Source organism: Nonomuraea sp. NEAU-A123 (assembly GCF_018603905.1).
GTDB lineage: Bacteria > Actinomycetota > Actinomycetes > Streptosporangiales > Streptosporangiaceae > Nonomuraea.
Genome location: NZ_JAHFZZ010000009.1, coordinates 231,334 through 253,373 on the forward strand (window position 1 = coordinate 231,334; position 22,040 = coordinate 253,373).

The 22,040-nt window shown below is 70.4% G+C and carries 22 protein-coding genes; 8 read left to right on the top strand and 14 right to left on the bottom strand.

Translation table 11 applies throughout. From position 1 onward, the window contains the following. The first annotated feature begins 155 nt into the window (after positions 1–155). The gene (locus KLK06_RS28815) at positions 156–383 is read left to right on the top strand and encodes a hypothetical protein (protein WP_214638769.1); all 228 of its coding nucleotides are present in this window, start codon (positions 156–158) and stop codon (positions 381–383) included. Positions 384–508: 125 nt separating this feature from the next. On the opposite strand, the gene KLK06_RS28820 is transcribed toward KLK06_RS28815, so the two are convergent. Together KLK06_RS28820 and KLK06_RS28825 are read right to left on the bottom strand one after the other, a co-directional pair. Further along, the gene (locus KLK06_RS28820) at positions 509–1,249 is read right to left on the bottom strand and encodes a sulfite exporter TauE/SafE family protein (RefSeq protein ID WP_308168493.1); all 741 of its coding nucleotides are present in this window, start codon (positions 1,247–1,249) and stop codon (positions 509–511) included. 54 nt (positions 1,250–1,303) lie between these two features. Further along, positions 1,304–2,950 (bottom strand): AMP-binding protein, encoded by a 1,647-nt coding sequence (locus tag KLK06_RS28825; RefSeq protein WP_284735153.1) that lies wholly within the window; start codon positions 2,948–2,950, stop codon positions 1,304–1,306. 215 nt (positions 2,951–3,165) lie between these two features. Here KLK06_RS28825 and KLK06_RS28830 point away from each other — a divergent pair, with 215 nt between their 5' ends. The 3 genes from KLK06_RS28830 to KLK06_RS28840 all read left to right on the top strand — a co-directional run bounded on the left by KLK06_RS28830 (position 3,166) and on the right by KLK06_RS28840 (position 5,229). Next, a complete protein-coding gene (locus tag KLK06_RS28830; protein ID WP_214638770.1) occupies positions 3,166–3,789 on the top strand; it encodes a hypothetical protein in 624 nt (207 codons plus the stop codon). A 48-nt stretch (positions 3,790–3,837) separates the two neighbouring features. After that, a complete protein-coding gene (locus tag KLK06_RS28835; RefSeq protein ID WP_308168494.1) occupies positions 3,838–4,539 on the top strand; it encodes an endonuclease V in 702 nt (233 codons plus the stop codon). Between the two features lie 81 nt (positions 4,540–4,620). After that, positions 4,621–5,229: a hypothetical protein gene (locus KLK06_RS28840; protein WP_214638772.1), complete on the top strand. Its 609-nt coding sequence runs from the start codon at positions 4,621–4,623 to the stop codon at positions 5,227–5,229. A gap of 54 nt (positions 5,230–5,283) precedes the next feature. Here KLK06_RS28840 and KLK06_RS28845 read toward each other — a convergent pair whose 3' ends face one another. The 3 genes from KLK06_RS28845 to KLK06_RS28855 all read right to left on the bottom strand — a co-directional run bounded on the left by KLK06_RS28845 (position 5,284) and on the right by KLK06_RS28855 (position 7,136). Further along, on the bottom strand, positions 5,284–5,655 hold the full coding sequence (locus KLK06_RS28845) for a hypothetical protein (RefSeq protein ID WP_214638773.1): 372 nt from the start codon (positions 5,653–5,655) through the stop codon (positions 5,284–5,286). A 640-nt stretch (positions 5,656–6,295) separates the two neighbouring features. Beyond that, positions 6,296–6,667: a hypothetical protein gene (locus KLK06_RS28850; RefSeq protein WP_214638774.1), complete on the bottom strand. Its 372-nt coding sequence runs from the start codon at positions 6,665–6,667 to the stop codon at positions 6,296–6,298. 52 nt (positions 6,668–6,719) lie between these two features. Further along, positions 6,720–7,136 carry a hypothetical protein gene (locus tag KLK06_RS28855; RefSeq protein WP_214638775.1) on the bottom strand — a complete coding sequence of 139 codons (417 nt, stop codon included), beginning with the start codon at positions 7,134–7,136 and terminating at the stop codon, positions 6,720–6,722. A 259-nt stretch (positions 7,137–7,395) separates the two neighbouring features. Here KLK06_RS28855 and KLK06_RS28860 point away from each other — a divergent pair, with 259 nt between their 5' ends. Beyond that, a complete protein-coding gene (locus KLK06_RS28860) occupies positions 7,396–8,439 on the top strand; it encodes a hypothetical protein (RefSeq protein WP_214638776.1) in 1,044 nt (347 codons plus the stop codon). A 16-nt stretch (positions 8,440–8,455) separates the two neighbouring features. Here KLK06_RS28860 and KLK06_RS62525 read toward each other — a convergent pair whose 3' ends face one another. From KLK06_RS62525 to KLK06_RS28890, 6 genes are all read right to left on the bottom strand, one after another. Further along, positions 8,456–11,110, bottom strand: coding sequence for a CHAT domain-containing protein (locus tag KLK06_RS62525; RefSeq protein WP_214638777.1), 2,655 nt, complete (start codon positions 11,108–11,110; stop codon positions 8,456–8,458). Positions 11,111–11,128: 18 nt separating this feature from the next. Then, positions 11,129–11,611, bottom strand: coding sequence for a hypothetical protein (locus KLK06_RS28870; protein ID WP_214638778.1), 483 nt, complete (start codon positions 11,609–11,611; stop codon positions 11,129–11,131). After that, entirely contained in the window at positions 11,608–12,207 is a 600-nt protein-coding gene (locus KLK06_RS28875) for an RNA polymerase sigma factor (RefSeq protein WP_214638779.1), read from the bottom strand. The genes KLK06_RS28870 and KLK06_RS28875 overlap by 4 nt, the downstream gene beginning before the upstream one ends. Beyond that, positions 12,207–13,853, bottom strand: a complete 1,647-nt coding sequence (locus KLK06_RS28880) for a S8/S53 family peptidase (RefSeq protein WP_214638780.1) — start codon at positions 13,851–13,853, stop codon at positions 12,207–12,209. The genes KLK06_RS28875 and KLK06_RS28880 overlap by 1 nt, the downstream gene beginning before the upstream one ends. Positions 13,854–13,954: 101 nt before the next feature. After that, complete coding sequence (locus KLK06_RS28885; protein ID WP_308168495.1) at positions 13,955–14,731, bottom strand: HAD-IIB family hydrolase; 777 nt, start codon at positions 14,729–14,731, stop codon at positions 13,955–13,957. A gap of 38 nt (positions 14,732–14,769) precedes the next feature. After that, on the bottom strand, positions 14,770–15,246 hold the full coding sequence (locus KLK06_RS28890; protein ID WP_214638782.1) for a DUF2283 domain-containing protein: 477 nt from the start codon (positions 15,244–15,246) through the stop codon (positions 14,770–14,772). Positions 15,247–15,381: 135 nt separating this feature from the next. Between KLK06_RS28890 and pyrF the strand changes: the two genes are divergently transcribed. Continuing rightward, positions 15,382–16,188: an orotidine-5'-phosphate decarboxylase gene (gene pyrF, locus KLK06_RS28895; protein WP_214638783.1), complete on the top strand. Its 807-nt coding sequence runs from the start codon at positions 15,382–15,384 to the stop codon at positions 16,186–16,188. Positions 16,189–16,200: 12 nt separating this feature from the next. Here the strand turns inward: pyrF and KLK06_RS28900 are convergent, their stop codons facing one another. Then, on the bottom strand, positions 16,201–16,746 hold the full coding sequence (locus KLK06_RS28900; RefSeq protein ID WP_214638784.1) for a hypothetical protein: 546 nt from the start codon (positions 16,744–16,746) through the stop codon (positions 16,201–16,203). A 202-nt stretch (positions 16,747–16,948) separates the two neighbouring features. Here KLK06_RS28900 and KLK06_RS28905 point away from each other — a divergent pair, with 202 nt between their 5' ends. Further along, complete coding sequence (locus KLK06_RS28905) at positions 16,949–17,860, top strand: hypothetical protein (RefSeq protein ID WP_214638785.1); 912 nt, start codon at positions 16,949–16,951, stop codon at positions 17,858–17,860. Here KLK06_RS28905 and leuA read toward each other — a convergent pair. After that, entirely contained in the window at positions 17,857–19,542 is a 1,686-nt protein-coding gene (gene leuA / locus KLK06_RS28910) for a 2-isopropylmalate synthase (RefSeq protein WP_214639006.1), read from the bottom strand. The two genes, KLK06_RS28905 and leuA, sit on opposite strands and share 4 nt — an antisense overlap. A 205-nt stretch (positions 19,543–19,747) precedes the next feature. On the opposite strand from leuA, the gene KLK06_RS28915 reads away from it, so the two are divergent. Beyond that, a complete protein-coding gene (locus tag KLK06_RS28915) occupies positions 19,748–20,443 on the top strand; it encodes a FadR/GntR family transcriptional regulator (protein WP_214638786.1) in 696 nt (231 codons plus the stop codon). A 52-nt stretch (positions 20,444–20,495) separates the two neighbouring features. Here KLK06_RS28915 and KLK06_RS28920 read toward each other — a convergent pair whose 3' ends face one another. Further along, on the bottom strand, positions 20,496–21,962 hold the full coding sequence (locus KLK06_RS28920) for a sialidase family protein (RefSeq protein ID WP_214638787.1): 1,467 nt from the start codon (positions 21,960–21,962) through the stop codon (positions 20,496–20,498). Between the last annotated feature and the right edge of the window lie 78 nt (positions 21,963–22,040).

The following is a 22,040-nucleotide window of genomic DNA, read 5'->3' on the forward strand; positions in this document are numbered from 1 at the left end:
ACCGACGGTAAACGTCGGTGAAACCTGCACAGCTCCGCGATAACGCCGATGGAAGTTTCAGCTCCTTCCGCGACCGATTCGGCCCTGACAATTTTCGTGGCGGTTCTTGAGTGCTAGTGTCCAGCTTCATGATCTCCCCAGCCTCAGGAGGATGAATGCGAAAGGTACGCGCTGTTCTCGTCTCGGCCGTCATGGTCCTCGGAGTGTCGCTGACGATCGGCTCCGCCCCGGCGCATGCCGCCGGCGCCGCCAAACTGTCCGGTGTCTTCACGGACCTTTCGGAGTGCGAGCGGATCGGAACCAAGGGCATCACCCAGGACTGGTGGGACGACTATTCATGCGTATGGGAGCCCCGGTACGGCTACTACTTCCTCTACGCGTGACCCGGTGAAACGCACGCACCCCCGGCCGTCAGGATCGAACCGGGGGCGCGTGCGCCCGCCACCGAGGCCCCGTACCGGCTCGGCGGCAGGTCGGTGGTGATCAGATTCTCGCGCTCCCCGGCACGTCAGCTCACGTACGAGTCGTAGCCGAGTTTGATCGCGACCGCCACCCCGCACCCCGCGGCCAGATACCGCAGACTCTGACCGGGCAACCGGCGGGCGATCTTCGGCCCCAGCCACCCGCCCAGCAGGAACCCGGCCGCCAGCGGCAGCGCCGCCCCCCAGTCCACCGGCCCGAACAGCGCGAACCCCAGCGCGGCCACCGCGTTCGCCAGCCCGGACAGCACGTTCTTCGTCGCGTTCAGCTTGGCGGGCGGCTGGTCGAGGAAGCCCGACAGCACCGCGAGCATCAGGATCCCGCCCGCCGCCCCGAAGTACCCGACATAGATCGACACGATGAACAGCGCCACCCGCAACAACACCCCGTGCTCACCCGCCGGGTGGACGGACGGCCGCCGGATCAGCAGCAGTGAGGCGCCGGCGATCAACCACGGTGCGATCAGCTCGAACGTCCGCGCCGGAGTCACCAGCAGCAGCAACGCGCCCGCCGCCCCACCCAGCGCGGTCACCCAGCCGAGGCGCAGCACCCGGCCGCCCTGCCCCGCCAGTTCGGGCCGCGACCCGACCGCCGCGCCCACGCCGGTGAACATCAGCGCGACCGTGTTGGTGACGTTCGCGGTCAGCGGCGGCAGGCCGAACGCGAGCAGCACCGGGTAGGAGACGATCGACGCCAGGCTCACCACCGTACTGACCACCCCGGCGACCACCCCCGCCACGAGCAGGCCGAGTACCTCACCGGTGATCACCTGGCCATGCTAGGCCGTGTCCGTTTTGTCCCCGACGCCGGGTATCCGGGCCGGTCAGGCCTCCGTCCCGCCCAGCCCGAGCAGATCGACCGACCGCCTGCGCATCTCCACCTTGCGGATCTTCCCGGTGACGGTCATCGGGAAGGCGTCCGTCACGTGCACGTACCGCGGGATCTTGAAGTGCGACAGCCGCCCCGCGCAGAACTCCCTGACCGCCTCGGCCGTCAGCGGCTCGGCGTCCGCCCGCATGATGACCCAGGCCATCAGCTCCTCGCCGTACTTCTCGTCGGGCACCCCGATCACCTGTACGTCCGCGACGTCCGGATGCCGGTACAGGAACTCCTCGATCTCGCGCGGGTAGACGTTCTCCCCGCCGCGGATGACCATGTCCTTGATCCGCCCGACCACGTTGACGTAACCCTCGTCGTCCATGGTGGCCAGGTCGCCGGTGTGCATCCAGCGGGCGGCGTCGATGGCCTCGGCGGTCTTGTCCGGCTCGTCCCAGTAGCCGAGCATGACCGAATACCCGCGTGTACACAGCTCACCAGGCTCGCCGCGCGACACCGTCAGCCCGGTCTCCGGGTGCACGATCTTCACCTCGACGTGCGGCAGCACCCGGCCGACGGTCTCGGTCCTGCGGGCCAGATCGTCGTCGGACCTGGTCATCGTGGACACCGGGGATGTCTCGGTCATGCCGTAGCAGATGGCGACCTCGCGCATGTTCATCTCGCTGACGACGCGCTTCATCACCTCGACCGGGCAGGGCGACCCGGCCATGATGCCGGTTCTGAGCGTGCTCAGGTCGTACCCCTTCGCCACCGCCAGCTCGGCGATGAACATGGTCGGCACGCCGTACAACGATGTGCATCTTTCGTCCTGTACGGCGCGCAGCGTCGCCTCCGGCTCGAAGCTCGGCGCGGGGATCACCACGCAGGCCCCGTGCGAGGTGGCGCCGAGGTTGCCCATGACCATGCCGAAGCAGTGGTAGAAGGGCACCGGCAGGCAGACCCGGTCGGCCTCGGTGTAGTGGATCAGCTCGCCGACGAAGTAGCCGTTGTTGAGGATGTTGTGGTGCGACAGGGTCGCGCCCTTGGGGAAGCCGGTGGTGCCGGAGGTGTACTGGATGTTGATCGGGTCGTCGAAGGACAGCTCCGACATGCGGGCCCGCAGCCGGTCCTCCTCGACGGTCTCGGCCAGGAGCGCGTCCCAGCCCGGGTCGTCCAGGTAGACGGCGTTCGCGAAGCCGATCTCCTCGACCATCGCGCGATAGTCACTGGTCTTGTGCGCCTGGGCGCTGACCAGCAGCCGCATGCCCGACTGCTTGACCACGTACTCCAGCTCGTGGCTTCGGTAGGCCGGGTTGACGTTGACCAGGATCGCGCCGATCTTCGCCGTGGCGTACTGCACGAGCACCCACTCGGCGCGGTTGGGCGCCCAGATGCCCACCCGGTCGCCCTTCGCGATGCCCCTGGCCAGCAGGGCGAGCGCGAGACGGTTCACGTCGGCGTCGAGCTGGGCGTAGGTCCATCGGCGTCCGCTGGGAACGTCGACCAGGGCCTCCCGGTCGCCGAAGGCCGCGACGGTCCGTTCGAGGTTCTCGCCGATGGTCTCGCCCAGGAGGGGGGTCGGCGCGGTGGCGCTGGAGTACGACTGCATGTCCACAGTGTCGGCCTCGTCCTGCCGTACGCACCAGACCCGCATTCAGCTACGGCGGATCGCCCTATGGCTGGCGTCCGGCATGAGCAGCTGCCGCGGACCGGTCCTTCGCGGGTATACCACGACGGTAATCGGCCGGGCACGGACTGTATGTCTACTGCTGATAAGGATGTGCTGTCACGGCGTCCCGGCGGGCTGTACACCTTTTCCCCAGATCGCACGTCTTACCGCGTTCACATTTCTCGTCTCAGGAGTCACAGATGCGTCTCCATTTACGTGCTCTCGTCGGCCTGGCCACGCTCGCTGGAGCGTTCCTGCTCTCAACGCCGGTCCCCGCTCAAGCCGCTCTCACGACCGCAGGAACCTATCGCGGTGAGGGCGACGACGTGGTCCGTATCCCCGCGACGTCCAAGCCGAGCATCGTGAAGCTGACCCACCAGGGCGACAGCAACTTCGCCGTATGGACGCTCACCACGAGCGGCAAGCAGGTGGACCTCCTCGCCAACGCAATCGGCGATTACAAGGGCACGGCCGCGTTCAACGTCAACGGCCTCAACAAGATCCGCTCCTTGAGCGTCACCGCCGACGGTGCCTGGACCCTCCAGGTCCTCCCGATCAGCAAGGCCCGCTACTGGACGATCAATGCTAAGGGGTCCGGTTCGGACGTCCTGCGACTCACCACGGCCAGCAAGGGCCTGCGTCGCCTGACGATCCGCCACAGCGGCGAATCCAACTTCGCGGTGTGGGCGCTCGACAATCGCGGCCAGTACTTGAACCTGCTGGTCAACAAGATCGGCACTTACAAGGGCCGGGTCGTCCTGCCGTCAGGTACCCGGTATGCCACCGTCACAGCGGACGGGGCATGGACCATCAGCCGCGGATAGCCTCTCAAGATCCAGCATCCCTGTGTGATGCGGCATAGGTTGGGCCGCGTGCGTGTAAACCAGCTTCACCCCTGGCCAACGAGTGTCGAGGAGGCAGAGGCGATCCAGGAGCGCCTCCGGCTTCACGTCGAGCTGACCGGTCCGACCGAGTTCACGTTGGTGGCGGGCCTTGACGTGCACTACCACGGCGACGACGACGTAGCCGCCGCCGTGGTGGTGCTCTCCGCAACCGCACCCACAGGCAGCGCCACGGACGGTCGCGCAGCGGGCGGTCTCGTGGTGGTCGAGCAAGTGGTGGTGCGCGGCAAGGCGCGGTTCCCGTACGTGCCGGGGCTCTTCGCCTTCCGCGAGTTGCCCGCGCTGGTGGAGGCGCTGGAGCGGCTTACCGTCACCCCTGATCTGCTGGTCTGCGACGGGTACGGTCTGGCGCATCCGCGCGGGTTCGGCCTGGCGTGCCACCTGGGCGTACTGACCGGACTGCCCGCGATCGGCGTGGGCAAGACCCACTTCGTCGGCACCCACGACGCCCCGGCCCCCGCTCGGGGCGCGTGGACGCCGATCGACCTGAACGGCTCGACCGTTGGCCGCGCCCTGCGTACGCAGCAGGACGTCAAGCCGGTGTACGTGTCGCAGGGGCACCGCATCACCCTCGACACGGCCTGCGCCGAGGTCCTGCGGCTCTCGCCGTACCACCGCCTGCCGGAGCCCATCCGCAAGGCCGACCACCTGGCCAGACACGGCGACCTGTGACCGCCGCCCCAGAGCACGCTCCCCTGCGTCTCCTCGACGGCACGGACGCGGATGGTCGGCGTGATCATGTAGGTTCCTGGCATGCATGACGACAGCAGTGAAACCGGCGACGACGGCTTGGATGCGTCAGACTCGGAAACCGCATTCTTGCGGGAGCAGATCGAACTTGCGGTTTTAGGTGGTTTTGATGACGAATGGGATATAGAGGATTGGCTGGCGGACGAAACGACCGACGAAGACCTGTTGAATGAGCTGAAGGCGTACGCGGAAGAGTTGTTCCGGCAGCAACAGGCGCGTGAGGACACCTGGCATACCCCCACCGTGAACGATGCCATCGACGAGGCATTCGAGCAGTTGAACGAACGCGGCATAGTCGCGTTGCAGAACGCGGGCTACACGATGTCCGACGGCTGGAGCGACGCGCACGAGGCCGCCTCGGAGTTGCCGGATAAACCACGCGGCGCGGTCTTCTATCACGGCCAGGACCTCGAGTCCGGGGTTCAAGGCGAAGGGCTGATGCTGGCGTTCGGCGCCTTTGAGGACGACGAGACAAAGAGCGAAGCGGCGAGCATCAGCATCGCACGAGAGGTATGTGACACCCTCGCCGCTCACGGCGTGCAGGTGAAGTGGGACGGCTCCGTTCACACGCGTATCGAAATCACGCCGTTCGCGTGGCGAAAGCGCCGCTGAACCTCTGCTCCTTGATTCCCACCCGCCGCCGGAACGGAAAGTTCGTGCTGAGCGTCAGCGGCGCCAAGCCCAGACCAGCAGCCAGACGCTCAGCCCGAAGACCGCCATCCCGAGCGGCACGTGCACGGTCAGTACACCCGACCCTCCCATCGCGGACTGTACGAACCCGAGCAGCAGTATCGCCAGCCCGACCAGCGCGGGCCACCCCGCGCCGCGTCCCGGCCGCCAGACCAGCACGGCCGCGACGAGCTGCGCCAGCTCCAGCACGTGTACGGCCAGCGCCCCCATCCCGTGCGACCCCGCCGATCCCCCGCTGAGCAGTTGGCCGGCCGTTACGGCCTGGAAGAGCACCGACAGCGTGTTCAGCGTGGCGATGACCTTGAACGCGGTCAGATACCCGCTGCCCTTGGCGACCTGGGTGACCATTCGACTCTCCTTCGACCTTGTGAGGTCTCAAGGATCTTGCCGTCACGGCGCCTCGGCATCCGACGCTCGTCGCCATCGGCTCTACCCCAGGAGTTGTACGCCGCGACAGCCCGCCGTCATCGAGCTAACAGAATTCGCGGTCAAACGGCCCAACGCGTTTGCCTGCCACCACCGAAGCGCAGTACCGGCCTCGCAGACCGCGCCGATGACCAACTGTGCTCTTAGATGGATTTCACCTATGAACGGGCCAGCTTCGCCGGCATCGCGAGTTCGTCCTGAACAAGCTGGATCGCGTACGCCTCACGCCCACGCACCTTGAGTTGGCGGACACGGCCGGTGAGTTCCGTGGCTCTCACCGCGTCCGTGTACTTAAGAACACGGCGCTGTCGGAGGCCCCTAACCAACGCAACGATAAAGAGAGTCCAAAACGTGACGAACATCAATGCGAAGACGTCGTCCGCGAGGTGAGTGACGAGGTAGTGGCCGCGTTGGCCGGCCTCTCGTCTGGCACCTTGGCCACACTGGAGACGACGGTCGGCGTGCCCGTGTGGAGCAGGGCGGCTGGTGAACCTGAGCGGTTCGGCTCAGGCCAGCTCACCAGCCGCCGGTCTGCTCACTTACCGGTTAAAGGGGAGCAGGTTCAGCACCTGCGCAGGCCGTACCTGCTGGGGTCGGCGTCGAAGGCGCTTGGTGTGTGCACCACGGAGGCCGGCACGTACCCGAAGGCGCCGAACCTGTCGCCGACGGTTCCGTACCAGGTGGTGTTGCCCCCCGGATGGAGCTCTCCCTGTGTCCAGCAGGTGAACCAGCTTTGCGTGGTGTCGAGGAAGTCCACGTCGTCGACGGGCCGGGGCTCGTGGAACACGGGGGCTCCGCCTTCGTTGGTGCAGTGCAGCCTGCCATCGTGCGGATCGACCCCGCAGGCGTCGGCGGAGGCGGCGGGCGGGGCGAGCCCGAGCAGCGCGAATGCCGCGGTGGCGATGGTCATGGCGATGACCTGACGCTTGTTCATCGGTATATCTCCTTCGGTGAAGTCTGGATCTTCGAGAACAACCTCGGCGGCGTCACGGTCCGACGAGTTCGTAGTCGGCCAGGGTGCACTCGCGCAGGCCCGGCGCGGGGTCGTGGGCGGTGGCCACATGGACGGCGGGCAGGAAGCCCCAGCCCCGGTAGGGCGGCACCGCCTTGTCGCCCGCGGCGAGGTACCAGATGCTGTTGCCGCCGGCGTGCGGGCCTCCCTCGACCCAGCACTGGAACCAGCTGAAGCCGCTCGTCAGTACGCCGGTCTCCGCGGTCTGGTAGGAGGCGTCGTAGGACAGGGTGACGTTCGGAGTGTTGCCGCAGTAGAGCCTGCCGTCGCTCCGGACGCCACACTCCTCGGCCGCCGCCTGGGCTGGGGTGGCGGTGGCCGCGGCCCCCGGGAGGGCGCCGAACAGGGCCGCGCTCAGGAGGGCGTTGGCCGCGACATTGCGGATCATCATGGTGGTGGTCTGCCTTTCTGCTCCGTCAGGTGCGGCGGGTTCGCCGCGTTGAGAGCCAGCGAAGCCGCACAACGGAGGTGTCCAACAGGAGCTCGGACGGACTCGGACGGAATCGAGCCACCCGGCGGCCAGGCCCGGACGGCAGATCGCCGCCGCCGCCATCCCTCGGACACGCTCAGTAATCGCTCGTACACTTTGCGACAGGAACAGGTCGGTGAGGCTGAACGGCCCGGGCAAGGGAGGGCAAGGGTTGGAGGCGATGAGCGACTATCCGGAAGGTGACGAGGATCCCCGAATCGTCAGGCAGGCGTCCCGATCCGGGCTGGACGCGGTGACCTGTCACGAGGATCTGGTGAGGTTACTGGCCGAGCAGTTCGCGCGGGCCGATACGTCACTGCGGGAGCTGCAACTGCGGGCGGACAAGGCGGGCGGCACCCGGCTGCCACGAGCGACCTGTGCGGACATGCTGGCCGGTCGGCGCTTCCCCAAGAAGGCGTTGATGGTGGCTTTCCTACGGGCGTGCCGGGTGCCCGAACATCAGCTTCCAGCGTGGGAAAGAGCATGGGAGCGGGTACGGGTCGCCCGGATGCCCGCCGGGACGGAGCCGGATCCCACCCCCGGCTACGCGGCGCCCGCCACCCGGACAGCCGGGCCGAGCGAGGCAGGGCCGACCTCTGTCCCCCGCCGAGGCTGGCGCCAAGCCGCGGTGTCGGCGGCGTTGGCCGCGCTGGCGACCGCGGGGGGCCTGAGCGTCATCATCGATCAGCGGGGAGCGTCACAAGGCATCGCGTCCGACGGTTCCGGCAGCCCTGTGAGTCCCGGTCGCATCGTCAGCGACGATGGCCGTGCGTTCAGCGCCGGCGGGTCGAGCCGGTTCACCGCGACCGTCGATCCCGCCAACAGCGGAGTGCGGCTGATCCGCCGCCTGGACGCGGGCGTCGCCCGGCAATACGCCACCATCACCGTGAACGGGGACCCGGCCGGGACGTGGCGGCAACTGCCCGGCGACAGCACCTACAAATGGCGGGAGCAGATCGTCGAAATCCCGCGAACCCTGACCGCGGGTCGCCGCTCTCTCACCATCGTCAACACGTTCGTGTCCTCCTCCCTGGGCTTCAACGAGTTCCTCTACGTCATCGAGCAGAAGATCAACGGAGCCTGGGCGATCGCCGACACGGTCGACATCGGCCCTGACCACACCGCCAGCGAGGCCGCGCACGACTACCACATCGTCGCGCAGGGCTGGGCCGACACCCAGACGTTCACCTATCCACCGCGGGAGGAGGACTGGAGGGTCGAGTGAGTTCACACGCGGCGCGTCAGCCCGCGCCGAAGCACACGAACGTGGACGACGACTCCCCCACTGACGCCGACGCGGCGGCCAGCGCGGCCGCCGGTGACAGGCCGAGCGCGAGTTGCCGGTGGTAGGCCGCCATGACCGCTATGGCCGTCTCGTCGGGCACCTTGGCCACGCTGGAGACGACGGTCGGCGTGCCCATGTAGAGCAGGGCGGCGGTGAAACCGAGCAGTTCGTCGCCGGGCCGTACCACCAGCCGTCCGATGTCGCAGGCGGACAGGACGACGTGGCGCGGCGCCGTACGCAGGCGTTGAACGTCGTGGGCCATGAGCGGTCCGTCGCTCAGTATGAGTCGGGAGAACAGGACGTTCTCCCGCTCGTGGTGCCCGTGGGCGGCCAGATGGGCGATGGACGCGCCGTCGAGCGCCTCCAGGGTGGCCGCGACGGTCGCCGCGGAGCCGGTGAGCTGCTGCGCCTTGGGGTAGAGGGCGGCGATCTGTTCGATCTCGGGTTCCACGGCCGTGAGGTTGGGGCCCGCGACCAGGAGCGGCGGTTCGCCGTCGGCGACGCTGGACAGGCGGGCCCGCTGCGCGGCGGCCCAGACCTGGGCGGAGGGGGCCGCCACCACGGGCTTGCCGACGAGGCCGGGCAGCGTGCCCCAGGGGATCGCCGACAGGGCCATGGTCGGGACGACGACGATCCCGTGTGCCTCGGCGAGCGACGGCAGTAGCGGCGTGAGCAGCCCGTCGGCGATGGTGGCGAGTTGCCGTCGCAGGGACGCGTCGATCACCGCCGCCAGGTTCGGCCGGAGGTTGCGCCCGGCGCGGGCGTTGAGGTCGCCGGTCAGCCGCTGTACGGCCTCGGCGAGCGGCGCGTACGCCCCGAGCTCCAGGAGACGGCACCGCCCGGCACCCAGGACGAGGGCCAGCAGCCTGCCGCGGACGTTCAGCAGGCTCACCAGCGCGAGACCGGCGGCGGCCAGCTCGGCCTCGACCACGCCGGTCGAGGCGGGGGCCAGGCTCTCGCGTGCTCCGGGAAGCTGCCAGCCGCGTTCCCTGATGAGGCGTTCCAGCTCCAGGCAGCGCCTGCGGATCTCCGGGTCGCGGCGCGCCGCCGCCTCGCCCGCGTGCAGTTGCTGGGCGAGGTGGCGCAGCTCGGCCAGCGCCTCGGCCGTCGGCTCGTCGTGCTGGGGACGGATCGGCGGGAAGCGGAACGCCTGCGCCCGGCAGCGTTCCGACCACTCGAACACCAGCCGCGCCGAGCCGTTCGCCAGCGCCGCCGCCAGGCCCGCGGCCGCGAGGTCGGACCCCAGCGCGGTGACGCCGGTCTGCATGTCCAGGCTGCCCAGCCGGCCGCGATGCGCGTGGATCAGCGCCAGCCCCGAACGGACCCGCCGCAACGCCTGACCGCGCAGCCCCCGCGCACTGGCGAGCTCAGCCTCGGCCAGCCGCCGCATCAACCGCACCTCCAGCGGCGCGGCGCGGGAACCGGAGCCGAGCCGCACCTCCAGCGGCGCGTCACCGGAACCCGGCCGCGCTACAACGGGCTCGGCTCGGCTCCAGAGCGCCTCCGCCTCGGCGAAGTTTCCGGCGGCGACCAGCGCCCTGGTCGCCAGCAGCGCCGCCATCTCGCTCTCGTCCCGCAGGCCGAGCTCGGCACACCTAGCCGCCAGATCCCCCGCCTTCCGCGCGACCGCCCCTGGCCTGGCAATCTGATCGGGCGCGCCACGCGACCCCGGTCTGGCGGGGCCGGCGAGGTCCGCGCGCAGTCGCATCAGCTCCGCTCGCAGCGCCCAGGCCGGGCTGCGTCTGCGGCGGAAGCGGTTCTCGGCCCGCCGTGCCCAGGCGCGCGCCTCCGCGAACCGCCCGGCGTGCAGCGCCGCCTGCGCGCGGGCCAGCTCCGCCTCGGCGTAGTCCTGCATCAGCCGCTGTTTGCGGAACCCGTCGAGCGCCCCGTCGAGCGTACGGCCGGCCTCGTCGGCGAGACCGGCGGCCAGCAGCGCCCTGGCCTGGTCCAGCGCGAGTACGGGCAGGAACCCCGGGTTGACCCGGCGGTAGGCGCGCTCCACCTCGCCGAACACCGCCAGAGCCGTCGGGATGTCGCCCAGCAGCAGGTCGCAGTAGCCGTCGTTGTGCTGCGCCTTGGCCTCGATGACCTCGTGGCCCTGGGCCCTGGCGAGCTCGGCGCTGCGGCGCGCGTCCGCGCGGGCCAGGCCGACCTTGCCCGTCATGAGGTGGATGACCGACCGGTTGAGCAGCACTCTGGCCAGCTCCACGCCGCGGGCCAGCCGCGGCACGGCGAGGTCGAGCAGTTCGAGCGCCTCGGCGGTACGGCCGGTACGCAGGTACATCAGCCCCCGCTGACCCTGCACGATCGCCAGCTCGGCGGGCGGCGCCCATCGTTGCGCCTCGTCGAGCAGCTCCGTGCCGCGGGCGGAGTGGCCCTGTTCGGCCTCGGCGTGGGCGAGGCTGGTCAGGAGGCGGGCGAGCAGCGCCGCCCGCTCCGGATCCCCGGTCTCAGGGGGCGCGCCGGTCTCCCAGCGCAGCAGCGCCAAGCCCTGCCGCAGCCGCCGCGCGGCCAGCCCCGGGTGGCCGTCGTCGGTCGCGGCGACGGCCAGCCCGTGCAGGCGGGCCACCCGCTCGTAGATCTCAGAGCCGTCTGCGGTGACCTTGCTCACGGAGGGATTCACCAGCGCTCAAAGGACTATGGAGGGCGTCACCGCCAGTATCGCGGCCTCCCCCGAAACGTCCAGTGCCGGTCGTACGACGAGCTGGGCCAGGCCCCGGATCACCTCGTCCACGACGAACCTGCCCTGCTCATCAGCCCTGACCACGACCGGACCCTCGGCGGTGCGCAGCTCGACCAGGTGGTCGCCGGGCGGGGCCAGCCAGCCGTCCAGGCGTACCAGGCGCTGGGTCTGGACGCTGACGCTGATCATGATCGTGAGGGCGTCGCCTTCGAAGGTGATCGTCCGGCTCTCCTCGCCGCCGCGGACGCCCGCCCGCAGCCCGAGTTCCTCGCTCAGCCGCAGGATCTCGGCGTCGGCCGATTCGAGGTCCAGGGCGAACTGGACCCGCTCCACCAGCGTCTCGGGCACGGGGTCGAGCACCGAGAACATCCTCCTGATCTCATCGAGGATGAACTCGTCAGTGGGGTCAAGGTCATCCGGAGGGATCATGACACGCTCCAGCCACGGTCCTCGGCGAGCAGTCGGCGCAGCTTCGCCAGGCAGCGGCCGCGCGTGGGGCCGATGCTGCCCTTCGGCATGCCCAGCGTGAGGGCCACGGCCTCGTAGTTCGGGCGGCGGACGAACGCGACGAGCCGCAGCAGATCGCGGCAGGAGTCCGACAGCCGCGCCATGGCGTTCCAGAGCGCCTGGTGCCGCTCGTTCCGCAGGACGAGCTCCTCCGGCAGGGTGTCGGAATCCGGTACGTCGTCGAACGCCGTGGGGCTCACCGGCTGGGCGTCGCGCTGCGTCGCCTGGACCCGCCACGCCTCGCGGGTCGCGGTCGTGACCAGCCATTCGATCAGGGCGCGGGGAGCGGTGATCGACTTCAGGTGGCGCAGGAGCCTCAGCCAGGTCGTCTGGATGACGTCCTCGGCGGCCTCCCGGTCCAGTCCCTGGCGCCTGACCACCTGCCACAGCAGCGGTGTGAGGTCGGCGGCGATCAGGTTCAGTGCTTCACGCCGGCCGTCCTTGGCCTCTTGGAGCAGGCCCGCCAGCCGTTCCCGCCGATCGGCGGGAACGGGCTCCGGTCTCAGGTCGGCGGCCATCACACCGGTGTGATCGTCGGGATGTCGCCGTTCTTCAGCCTGGCGACCACGGCGTGCGCGCGTTTGAGCGCCACCTGCCGGTCGGTGTTCGCCAGGTCGACGGCTTGGTGGTCCTGGATCAACAGCTGCATGATCGTGGCTCCGAGTACGGGCGCCGCGAACGACGAACCGCTCCACGTGGCGAACTGGCTCTGGTGGTTGTCGCTGTCGTAGGAGGCCCGGCCGGTCAGTTCGAGCGAGGCGGTCCTGGCGCCCTTGACGCCGGGCGGGAAGGTGCTGACGAGCACCGCGCCCGAGACGTGCCACCGGATGGCCTCGTGCTCGTTGCTGAAGATCGCGATGGTCCCGTCGGGGTTCGCGGCGCCCACTCCCAGCATCGGCGCGAGGTCGGGGTCGTTCTCGCCGTCGAGGGCGCCCGCGGCGGGCCAGAACGCGCGGCTCGACGCGTAGTTGCCCGCGGAGGCGACCACGATGACGCCGCGCCGCCGGAGCTGGGTGAGCTTGGCCAGCAGCGGCGGCGTGTGGAGCGGGTCGTCGGCCGTCTCGTGCGTGTATCCGAGCGACAGGGACACGACGTCGTAGAAGCCGCCCTGCGCGATCTCGTCCAGCAGGTGGTCCAGGGCGGCGTGCAGCGCCTCCTCCGGCACCACGCCGTCGGCCTGCATGACCCTGATCATGAGTACTCGCGAGTCGGGGGCGACCTGGCACACCAGCCCCGCCTCCATGAGGCCGTGCCCGGTGTGCGTGTTCAGCGTGCCGAGCAGGGGGTTGGGCGGGTCGGCGTTCTCCTTGTACCCGACGAGTTCGGCGCCCGGGTTCGGCTGGCTCGCCTCGACGGCGAGCTGGATGCGCTGCTGTGCCGCGTCACTGACGGACAGGAACGCGTCGGGGTCCGTCACCGGCCGGAACCAGGCGTGCCACTGCTTCGGCAGGCCGGTGTCGGGGATGACCATCACGGGGCGCCGGCCGCCTATGTTCGCGGCGGGTCTGCGTGCCGGTGGGCCGCCCACGACGTTCACCGGGGTTCTGGCGTATCCGGCCATGGGGGTGGCGTAGGCGCCGCCGGTCGTTCCGTGGCCGCTCGTGGCGGGCTCGCCGCCGATGTCCAGGGCCGCGCCGACGCCGACGAACGCGGACCCGACGAGCAGGTGGTCCAGCGCGATCCTGGACAGGAGGTTCTTGACGGGCGCCTGCCCGGGGGCGTCGGAGAAGCCCGGCAGCGCGCGGCGCAGCGTCCGCAGCGCCCGCCACGCGTCGATCACCACGTCCGTCTCGCCGGGGGCGACCTTGAGCACGGCGGGATGCCAGCTCGGCGCCTCGCCACCGCGATCGTGCTCCTCACCGGGACGGTGACCGTCCCGCAGGCCGGAGACCTCGATCGTGAGATGGATCTGCGCGAGGGTGCTGGTGATCCAGGCGAACCCCGCGTCGGAGTTCAGCACCTGGACGGGGATCAGCAGCACGTCCGAGCGGTAGACGGTCGGGGCGGGACGGCTCTCGCCGGCGTCGAGCTCGGCCGTGGCCGGGTCCAGGACCTTGGCTCCGTAGCGGTCCAGCAGCGGCTGGGGGAAGATCAGGTCGCGCGACGGCAGCCCGTCCCGGTCACCCGCGGCGTACGGTTCGCTCTCGTAGTCGATGGTCAGCATCCGGTGGCCTCCGTCTCTTTCCCGTATGGAGAAAGAGTCACGCCCTACTGCGGTGATACACGCGAGGCATAACAAGCCGGTCACGGTACGGAGGCGCCTTGTCAGGCGTAGAGGCGTTCCAGAACCGCGGCCACCCCGTGGTCGTCGTTCGACAAGGTGCGCCGCTCGACGGCCGCCATCACCATGTGGTGGGCGTTCGCCATCGCGTACCCCGCCCCGGCGAAGGCCAGCACCGCGAGGTCGTTGGGCATGTCGCCGAACGCCACCACCTCGGCCGGATCCACGCCCCGCTCCGCGCACAGCCCGGCCAGCGTGCCCGCCTTCGTCACCCCGGGAGCGCTGATCTCCAGCAGCCCGGTGCCGCCCGAGTGCGTCACCTCGGCCTCGCCGTCGACGGCCGCCACCGCGGCGGTGAACATCTCGTCGACCGCGTGCGCCGGCGACCAGGCCAGCAGCTTGACGATCGGCTCGTCCTCGTCGCAGGCGACGAGCACCTCCCGCGTGTACGGCAGGTCCGGCAGGACGCGCCTGGTGTAGCCGGGCTCGACCAGGATCTGCCGGCCCGTCTCCACCGCGAAGGCCACACCGGGCAGGGCCTCGCGGAGCGTCTCGGTCAGCTTCCTGGCGGCGGCGGGGTCGAGCGCGTACGTGCTGGTGACCTCGCGGGTGTCCAGGTCGTAGACGATCGCCCCGTTGCTGCAGACCGCGGTGCCGGTGACGTCGGCCATCGCGGCGATCGGGTCCACACTGCGTGGCGGTCTGGCGGTGACGAACACGATGTCGGCTCCGGCCTCGCGCGCGCGGCGCAGGGCGCGGCGGGTGCGTGCGGACACGGTGCCGGTGGAGTCGAGGAGGGTGCCGTCCAGATCTGTTGCCACGATACGAGGTGGGGTCACCCCACTATTAAATCGGGCGTTCAGATGCGCATCTCGGACGGCATCGACGTGGTCGCGTTGAGCAGTTCCACGCCGAGCAGCTCTCCCGACTCTCCGTAGTCGAGCACGACGTCTTCCGATACGGTCTGCCGTACCGCCTCTCCTGGCACTATTTCGTGCTTCATCGCGATGTAGGCGACGTCGTGCTCCTTCTCCCACCGGACGTACACCGTGTGCGGGCGCCTGTCGGCGGGCTCGTCGTCCCAGCTCAGCCACCCCTCCTTGGCCTCGTGCGAGCCGCCGAGCGCGGCGCGGACCATGGCCATGGCGAGTTCGAGCGCCTGGAGCGAGTCGACGCCGGTGACCTTGCGATCGTGCTCCCACCCGGCGAGCCCGTCGATCCGGTAAGGGCACGACCACTCCCCCGTCGGCTCCTCGATCGGCAGCCCGATCGTGACGACGACCTCGCGTAGCGGCTCGGTGCGCAGCGTCAGCGTGCGGTGGGCGATCTCGTACATGTCTGCTGATCTACCCCGGAGGCGGACTCTGGAAGACTGACGGCGGGAAGAGGCAACCCATATCGCCATGGTCGAAAAGCTTCCTGCCTTCGACCGGCGCGAATAGTCTGCGTACGTCGCGAGGGGAGTCCAGTGGTGAATGAGTCGTTCGGGATCCGGTTGCTGTCCAGGCTCGAGAAGTACGGCCCGCTCTGTGTCGGCATCGACCCCAGTCCAGCGCTGCTCGCCGCGTGGGGGCTCGACGACTCCCCGGCCGGACTGGAGCGGTTCAGCCGTACCGTGGTGGACGCGGTGGGCGACGTGGCGGCGGTGGTCAAGCCGCAGTCCGCGTTCTACGAGCGCTGGGGCAGCCGGGGCATCGCCGTGCTGGAGAGCGTCATCGCCGACCTGCGCGAGGCGGGCACGCTGGTGATCCTCGACGTCAAACGGGGTGACATCGGCAGCACGATGGCCGCCTACGCCGAGGCGTACCTCGACCAGGGCAGCCCGCTCGCGGTCGACGCCGTGACGCTCAGTCCATACCTCGGCTTCGGTTCGCTGGAGGGTGCGATCACGTCGGCGATCGCCAACGACGCCGGCGTCTTCGTCCTGGCGCGCACCTCCAATCCGGAGGCCGTCGCGCTGCAGACGGCGGTCGCGGACGAGATCTTCGCGGGCGCCACGGCGGCGAACGCGGGGCGCACCCCGCTGGGCCCGGTCGGCGTCGTCATCGGCGCCAACCTCTCCGCGCTCGACCATCCGCTGGAGCACCTCAACGGCCCCATCCTGGCGCCGGGCCTGGGCGCGCAGGGCGCCGCTCCCGCCGACCTGGCCCGGCTGTTCGCTCCCGTACGGCAGGCGGTCGTCCCCTCGGTGTCGCGGGCCGTGCTCGCCGACCCCGAGCGGATCCGCGAGCTGGTGCTGCGCTATCGCGACGACTGCGCCCGCCACCTGTCTCCCTGACGAAGCGATCCTCTACCAGGGCTCCTGAGGTGGCTGCACCTGGAGCGAAACCCGGTTGGCGTGGTCGCCCGCCGCACCGAAGGCCGCCGTCTCCGCACCGATCTCGCCGCGCCAGCCGCAGCCGCACGCTGCCCTGTAGTCCGTCCCGGAAGTCTCCACCCAGGCCAGGTGCCCCGCGCCACGATCCGTCCTGAGGGCCGCGGCGATGCCGATGCCGAACAGGACGGCACTGCTCCAGACCAGGAATGTGGCAGCCGAGCTCCGTAACTCCACGACGCCCGCTTCGGCATAAGGGTTCTCGCTCGGCGCCAGGCATACGAAGGCGGCGGTTGCGGCGGCAAGGAAGAGGACGGCCCCTCCCCAGGCGCGCGTCCGGCGCACACATATCAACACCGTCGGCCCGATCGCGAGGACTGTTCCGATCACCGCGCCCGTCCAGAACCGGGAGCCGTACCAGGCCAGCTCGGGCAGGTTGACCGCGGGAGCAAGTCCGATGAACGTGGCGGCGACCGGAAAAGCCGCATGTGGGTGGCGATCCAGAAAATCATCGAGATCCATGGCTCAGTGACCTCCCCCGCCGGATACTCGGAGAACGAAAGAAGCCTCGGCATGGTGCCCGCGGCCGTTGGACTAGGGACATCCCTAGGTACCGTCCTGACGCGGCCCTTGCTCCGGCGTACTGATCATTGAGGGTCTGACGCGGTGACCTCAGCCCCGCCTGCCCCGGGCTGATCAGAACAGCCGGAGTCGAGGAGCCTTCATGCCCGCTTTGCCCTACGCCGACGATCTCGCCGAAGAGCTCGCCTCGATGGCCGGGGAGGTGCCGGCCACGGTCGGCGTGCTGGGGCTCGCCGCGCCCGAGCCGAGCACGGTCCAGCGCCGCCTGGAGGACTTCGTCCTGGCCGTCGCCGGCCTGCGCGACGACACCGCCGAACGCCTGGAGGTGGTGACCCACCAGGACCGGACCACCGTGTGGCTGCCGGGCCGGCTGCGGGCCGTGGGGTTCCACGCGTCGGGCTCGATGACCGTCCATCTCGACCTGCCGGCGTTCGAGGACGTCTTCGACAACGACCCCGGCGACGCGGAACTGACCGGCATGCTCCGGGCCGCCGCGGACCGGATCGGGCTGCCGTCCCTCGTCCCGGCCGAGGACGAGCTGCTGTTCGAGCGCTTGTGGCGCATCAAGGCGGGCGGGGACCACCTGCCGGGGATGAGGACCGAGCCCGGTCTGTGCCGGGCGCTCGGCGCGTTCCGCCACTACGTACGTGATCTTCCGGTGTACGGCAGGGCGTCGGCCACGGTGGAGCTGGGCGCGAGCGGCGGGGTGACGTCGCTGGGCGTGTCGACCCGCCGCTTCGCCGACGACGGGGGCGGCCCGGTGGTCGCGGAGCCGCGGGTGCGGACGCCGATCCAGGCCGCGCGGGACGTCGTGGCCCGGCTGGCGGAGTCCTTCGCCGGGATGGAGGCCTGGCTGACGCCGCAGTGGTTCCGTTTCGGCTACCTGAGCCTCGGGCGGCGGCGACCGCAGGCGCTGCTCACGCCGTTCTACATCGCGAGCATCAGGGTCCGGAGCGACAGGGAGGTCTCCGCGCACGTGACCGCGGTGCCGGGCTGCGACGGGCGGTTCGTCCCCACGCTGACCCTGGTCCCCAAGCCGCGCCGCGTCGCTTAGGGGACCTCCTGGCCGACAGAGGCTCGGTTGGCGGCGGCGAGTAGCGCGCGGACGGAGGCGGTCAGTACGGAGGTGTCGCGGCCCGCTCCCCACTGGACCGTCTCGCCCACGCGCGCCTCGACGTAGGCGACGGCCTGGCTGTCCTGGCCCGGCCCGGTGGCGTGCTGGGCGTAGTGCAGGATGTCGATCCCGCCCAGCGCCCCGGCCAGCGCCGACAGCGGGCCGTTGCCGGTCCCCCGCAGCTCGCCGCCGCCGTCACGCCGGGTGCCGGCGAACTCGTGGACCCCCGGCCCGCTCTCCGCGGTGCTCCAGTCCGCCAGCGCGTACGGCCCGTCGTCCGCCGGATCCAGGTAGGCGGCCTGGAACAGCCGCCACAGCTCCTCGGCCGTCATCTCCGCACCACTGCCGTCGGTGGCCCGCTGGACCACCGACGAGAAGTCGATCTGCAACCGTCGCGGCAGGTCGAGCCCCTGGTGGGTGTTGAGCAGGTAGGCGATGCCGCCCTTGCCCGACTGGCTGTTGACGCGGATCACCGCCTGGTAGTCGCGGCCCACGTCCGCGGGGTCGATCGGCAGGTACGGCACCTCCCAGGGCGCCTGCTCCACGGGCACGCCCAGCTCGGCGGCCCGTTTGGCATGGTGGGCCAGACCCTTGCCGATGGCGTCCTGGTGCGTGCCGGAGAAGGCGGTGTAGACCAGGTCACCGGCGTACGGGTGGCGGTCGGGCACGGGCAGCCGGTTGCAGTGCTCGACCGTACGGCGGATCGCGTCGATGTCCGAGAGGTCCAGCATCGGGTCCACGCCCTGCGAGTGCAGGTTGAGCGCGAGCGTGACCAGGTCGACGTTGCCGGTGCGCTCGCCGTTGCCGAACAGGCAGCCCTCGACTCGCTGCGCCCCGGCCAGCAGCGCCAGCTCCGCGCAGGCGACGCCGGTGCCGCGGTCGTTGTGCGGGTGCACCGAGAGGATCACCGAGTCGCGGCGGGCCAGGTGGCGGTGCATGTACTCGATCTGGTCGGCGTAGACGTTCGGGGTGGCGATCTCGACCGTGGCGGGCAGGTTGTGAATCACCGGGCGGTCCGGGCAGGCGTCCCACAGGGCCGTCAGGTCGTCGCAGACCTCCAGCACGTAGTCGGGCTCGGTGAGGTTGAACACCTCGGGCGAGAACTCGTACCTGATCGGCGGCCCGGGACGGGCGTCGGCCAGCCGGGCGACGTGCCCGGCCGCGTCCCTGATGAGGGCGCGCAACGATTCCCGGTCCTGGCCGAGCACCACGTTGCGCCAGGTGGGGGCGGTCGCCGTGTAGAGGTGGACGACGACCCGCGTCAGCCCCTCGACGGAGGCGAAGGTCCGCTCGATCAGGTCGCGCCTGGCGGCCGTGAACACGACGATCGTCACGTCCTCCGGCACCGCGCCCGGCACCGCCAGGTCGCGGACGAAGTCGAAGTCCGTCTGGCTGGCCGACGGGTAGCCGACCTCGATCTCCTTGAAGCCCATGGCCACCAGCAGCTCGAACATCCGCCGCTTGCGCCCCGGGTCCATCGGCTCGGCCAGCGCCTGGTTGCCGTCGCGCAGGTCCACGGGCACCCACAGCGGGGCCCGCTCGATGCGCCGCGCGGGCCAGCCGCGCTCGGTCAGCGGCACCTCGACGCGCCGGTGGGCGGGCTGGTAGCGGTGGTACGGCATGGCGCTGGGGCGTTGCCTGTTCCAGTCGTGCACGGGGTTTCCTTCCCGGTCGTTCTACGGGGTTCGACCGGCATCGCGGAGCCACCGCGGCGGGGTGCCGGTCGATTCAGGCCCCGCCGCGGCAGCCGAGAAGGAGACCGCGTGATGTCATGCCGGGTACACTAACCACAACACAGGTCCTCAGACAACCTGAGAGGTTGATTCGATGCCGCTCGGCATGCTCCGCGCCACTCCCCTGGTCGAACAGGCCACCGAGCACCTGCGCGAGCAGATCACCGGCGGCCACTGGCCGATCGGCACCCGGCTCCCCGGCGAGAACGCCCTGGCCAAGACCCTCGGCGTGGGCCGCTCGACCGTCCGCGAGGCGCTGCGCGCGCTGGCCGGCGCCGGGCTGGTGCAGGCCCGTCAGGGCAGCGGCGTGTTCGTCATCGCCACCGAACCGGCCGACGACTGGGCCACCCGGCTCCGGCGGGCCGCGATCACGGACGTGTACGAGGTGCGGATGATGGTCGAGACCCAGGCCGCCCGCCTGGCCGCGACCCGCCGTACCGACGATGACCTCGCCTCACTGGAGGCGGCCCTGCAGGCGCGGCGGGCGGCGGCCGGAGGCGACGACGGGGATTTCGTGGACGCGGACATCGCGCTGCACGCGGCGGTGGTGGCGGCGGCGCGCAACCCGGTGCTCGACGACCTGTTCGCCGAGTTCGCCCCCAGGCTGCGGGGACGGCTGGTGGACCTGGTGGAGCTGCTGGGCCTGCGGCACACCGACCCCAACCCGGGCGATGACGCGCACGCGGCGCTGGTGGACGCCATCAGGCGGGGGGACGGGGAGGCGGCGAGCGGCATCCTGCAGGCGGAGCTGGAGCAGACACTGGCCTTGCTCCATCGCGACGTGACCTGAAGGTAGCGGCGGGGCCCGGTTCGCCCGGACCCCGCCGCCGGCGTACGACCGCTCAGCCGGGGAAGATCGCGCTGTGCACGTCCACCGGGTTGGCGGCATCGCCGGTGGAGACGCCGTACACGGCCGTGAAGGCGTTGCCGACCGAGACGAGGCCGGTGTAGTCACCGAGCAGGCGTCCCACGCTCGTCAACGGGAGCTTCCGCGTGTCGAACGGCCCCTCGATGTGCTGCTCACGCCACGACCCCGCCTTCGCGCAGTTGCTCGAGCAGGTCACGGCCCACATGTCGGTGAGCAGGGTGGCCGGGTCGGCCGTGTTGTTGCGGAAGTCGTAGTACGTGACCGCCACGGCGCCCGTCTTGGACGCGGCGACGACCGGCACGGCGGCGGAACCGGTGGGCGTCTTGTCCAGGCGGATCGGGGCGGACCACGTCTGCCCGCCGTCCGCCGAGCGCGAGTAGGCCACGTGGAAGGTGCCGTCGGCCTCCTGGCTCTGCCAGGTGGCGTTGACCACCTGGGTGCCCGGCTGGGCGGCCAGCAGCGGCAGGGAGGCGTTGCGTACCGGGTCACCCGAGTTGTCCGGGTCCGGGATGCGGGGGCCCACCGCGAGCGGGGCCGGGACGTTCAGCGTCGGCGCCGACCAGGTCTTGCCGCCGTCGGTCGAGCGGATGACCCGGGTGGAGCCGTCGGTGTTCGTCTCGTAGTGCGTGCCGATCAGCAGCGTCCCGTCCGGGAGCGGCACCAGTTGGGTGCCGATGGCGCCTTCGTTGGTGGGCACGTCGTACACCTTGCTGCTGGTCCAGGTACGTCCGTCGTCGGTCGACTTGGCCAGGTAGATCGGCTGTACCCAGTTCGGCGTGGTGCTGGTCGACTGGTCGTCGATGCGGTCCCACACCGCGTAGACCACGCCCGCGTGGTACGGGTCCGCGGTCACCGTCGGGCGGTCGTTGAAGAACTGCGGGTTGTCGTCCCGCTGCAGGGTGGTGGGCGCGTCCCAGGTCCGGCCGCCGTCGCCGGAGCGGGCCACCAGGATGGCGGTCACGTCGCCGGCGCGGGACATCGACAACGAGGCGGCCACCGCGGCACCCGATGGCGTGACTGTGACCCAGTTGTCGGTCGTGACGGCGTAGTCTCCGCCGTTGGCACTCGTGCCGCCGTTGCACTGGGAGAAGGCGGGCAGGTTCGTGGACTGCTGCCAGGTCAGGCCGAAGTCGTCCGACACGGCGGTGACGGCGCCGTTGCTGCCGTACCGGTTCCAGCGATCCTGCTGGTACACCGTGACGAGGTGTTGCGGACGGTTCGGGTCCCGCGCCACGGTGGGCAGGACTTCGGTGTTGGGGTTCAGGGTGTAGCCGTCGGCCGGGGGAAGTCCGCAGCCCGCGGTCAGCGGGCTGATGCCGGAGACCGGCCGTACGACGGCGGCTTCGGCCTTCGCGGCGTCGTCGGCGGCAGCGGGCAGCGCGACGGTGCCGGCCAGCAGGATGGCCGCTGCGGGTAACAAAGCCCTGAAGGGTCGGATCACGAGCATTCCTCATCTTCGTTGTGTTGATGAAGACGTCACCGGCCTACCGGGGTTTCCCCGGCGTCCGGCGAACGACGA

Coding starts and splice junctions, on each gene's coding strand:
- KLK06_RS28815 (WP_214638769.1), top strand. CDS start 156: ATGCGAAAGGTACGCGCTGTTCTCGTCTCGGCCGTCATGGTCCTCGGA.
- KLK06_RS28825 (WP_284735153.1), bottom strand. CDS start 2,950: ATGCGGGTCTGGTGCGTACGGCAGGACGAGGCCGACACTGTGGACATG.
- KLK06_RS28830 (WP_214638770.1), top strand. CDS start 3,166: ATGCGTCTCCATTTACGTGCTCTCGTCGGCCTGGCCACGCTCGCTGGA.
- KLK06_RS28840 (WP_214638772.1), top strand. CDS start 4,621: ATGCATGACGACAGCAGTGAAACCGGCGACGACGGCTTGGATGCGTCA.
- KLK06_RS28845 (WP_214638773.1), bottom strand. CDS start 5,655: ATGGTCACCCAGGTCGCCAAGGGCAGCGGGTATCTGACCGCGTTCAAG.
- KLK06_RS28850 (WP_214638774.1), bottom strand. CDS start 6,667: ATGAACAAGCGTCAGGTCATCGCCATGACCATCGCCACCGCGGCATTC.
- KLK06_RS28855 (WP_214638775.1), bottom strand. CDS start 7,136: ATGATGATCCGCAATGTCGCGGCCAACGCCCTCCTGAGCGCGGCCCTG.
- KLK06_RS28860 (WP_214638776.1), top strand. CDS start 7,396: ATGAGCGACTATCCGGAAGGTGACGAGGATCCCCGAATCGTCAGGCAG.
- KLK06_RS28870 (WP_214638778.1), bottom strand. CDS start 11,611: ATGATCCCTCCGGATGACCTTGACCCCACTGACGAGTTCATCCTCGAT.
- KLK06_RS28875 (WP_214638779.1), bottom strand. CDS start 12,207: ATGGCCGCCGACCTGAGACCGGAGCCCGTTCCCGCCGATCGGCGGGAA.
- KLK06_RS28880 (WP_214638780.1), bottom strand. CDS start 13,853: ATGCTGACCATCGACTACGAGAGCGAACCGTACGCCGCGGGTGACCGG.
- KLK06_RS28890 (WP_214638782.1), bottom strand. CDS start 15,246: ATGTACGAGATCGCCCACCGCACGCTGACGCTGCGCACCGAGCCGCTA.
- KLK06_RS28900 (WP_214638784.1), bottom strand. CDS start 16,746: ATGGATCTCGATGATTTTCTGGATCGCCACCCACATGCGGCTTTTCCG.
- KLK06_RS28905 (WP_214638785.1), top strand. CDS start 16,949: ATGCCCGCTTTGCCCTACGCCGACGATCTCGCCGAAGAGCTCGCCTCG.
- leuA (WP_214639006.1), bottom strand. CDS start 19,542: ATGCCGTACCACCGCTACCAGCCCGCCCACCGGCGCGTCGAGGTGCCG.
- KLK06_RS28915 (WP_214638786.1), top strand. CDS start 19,748: ATGCCGCTCGGCATGCTCCGCGCCACTCCCCTGGTCGAACAGGCCACC.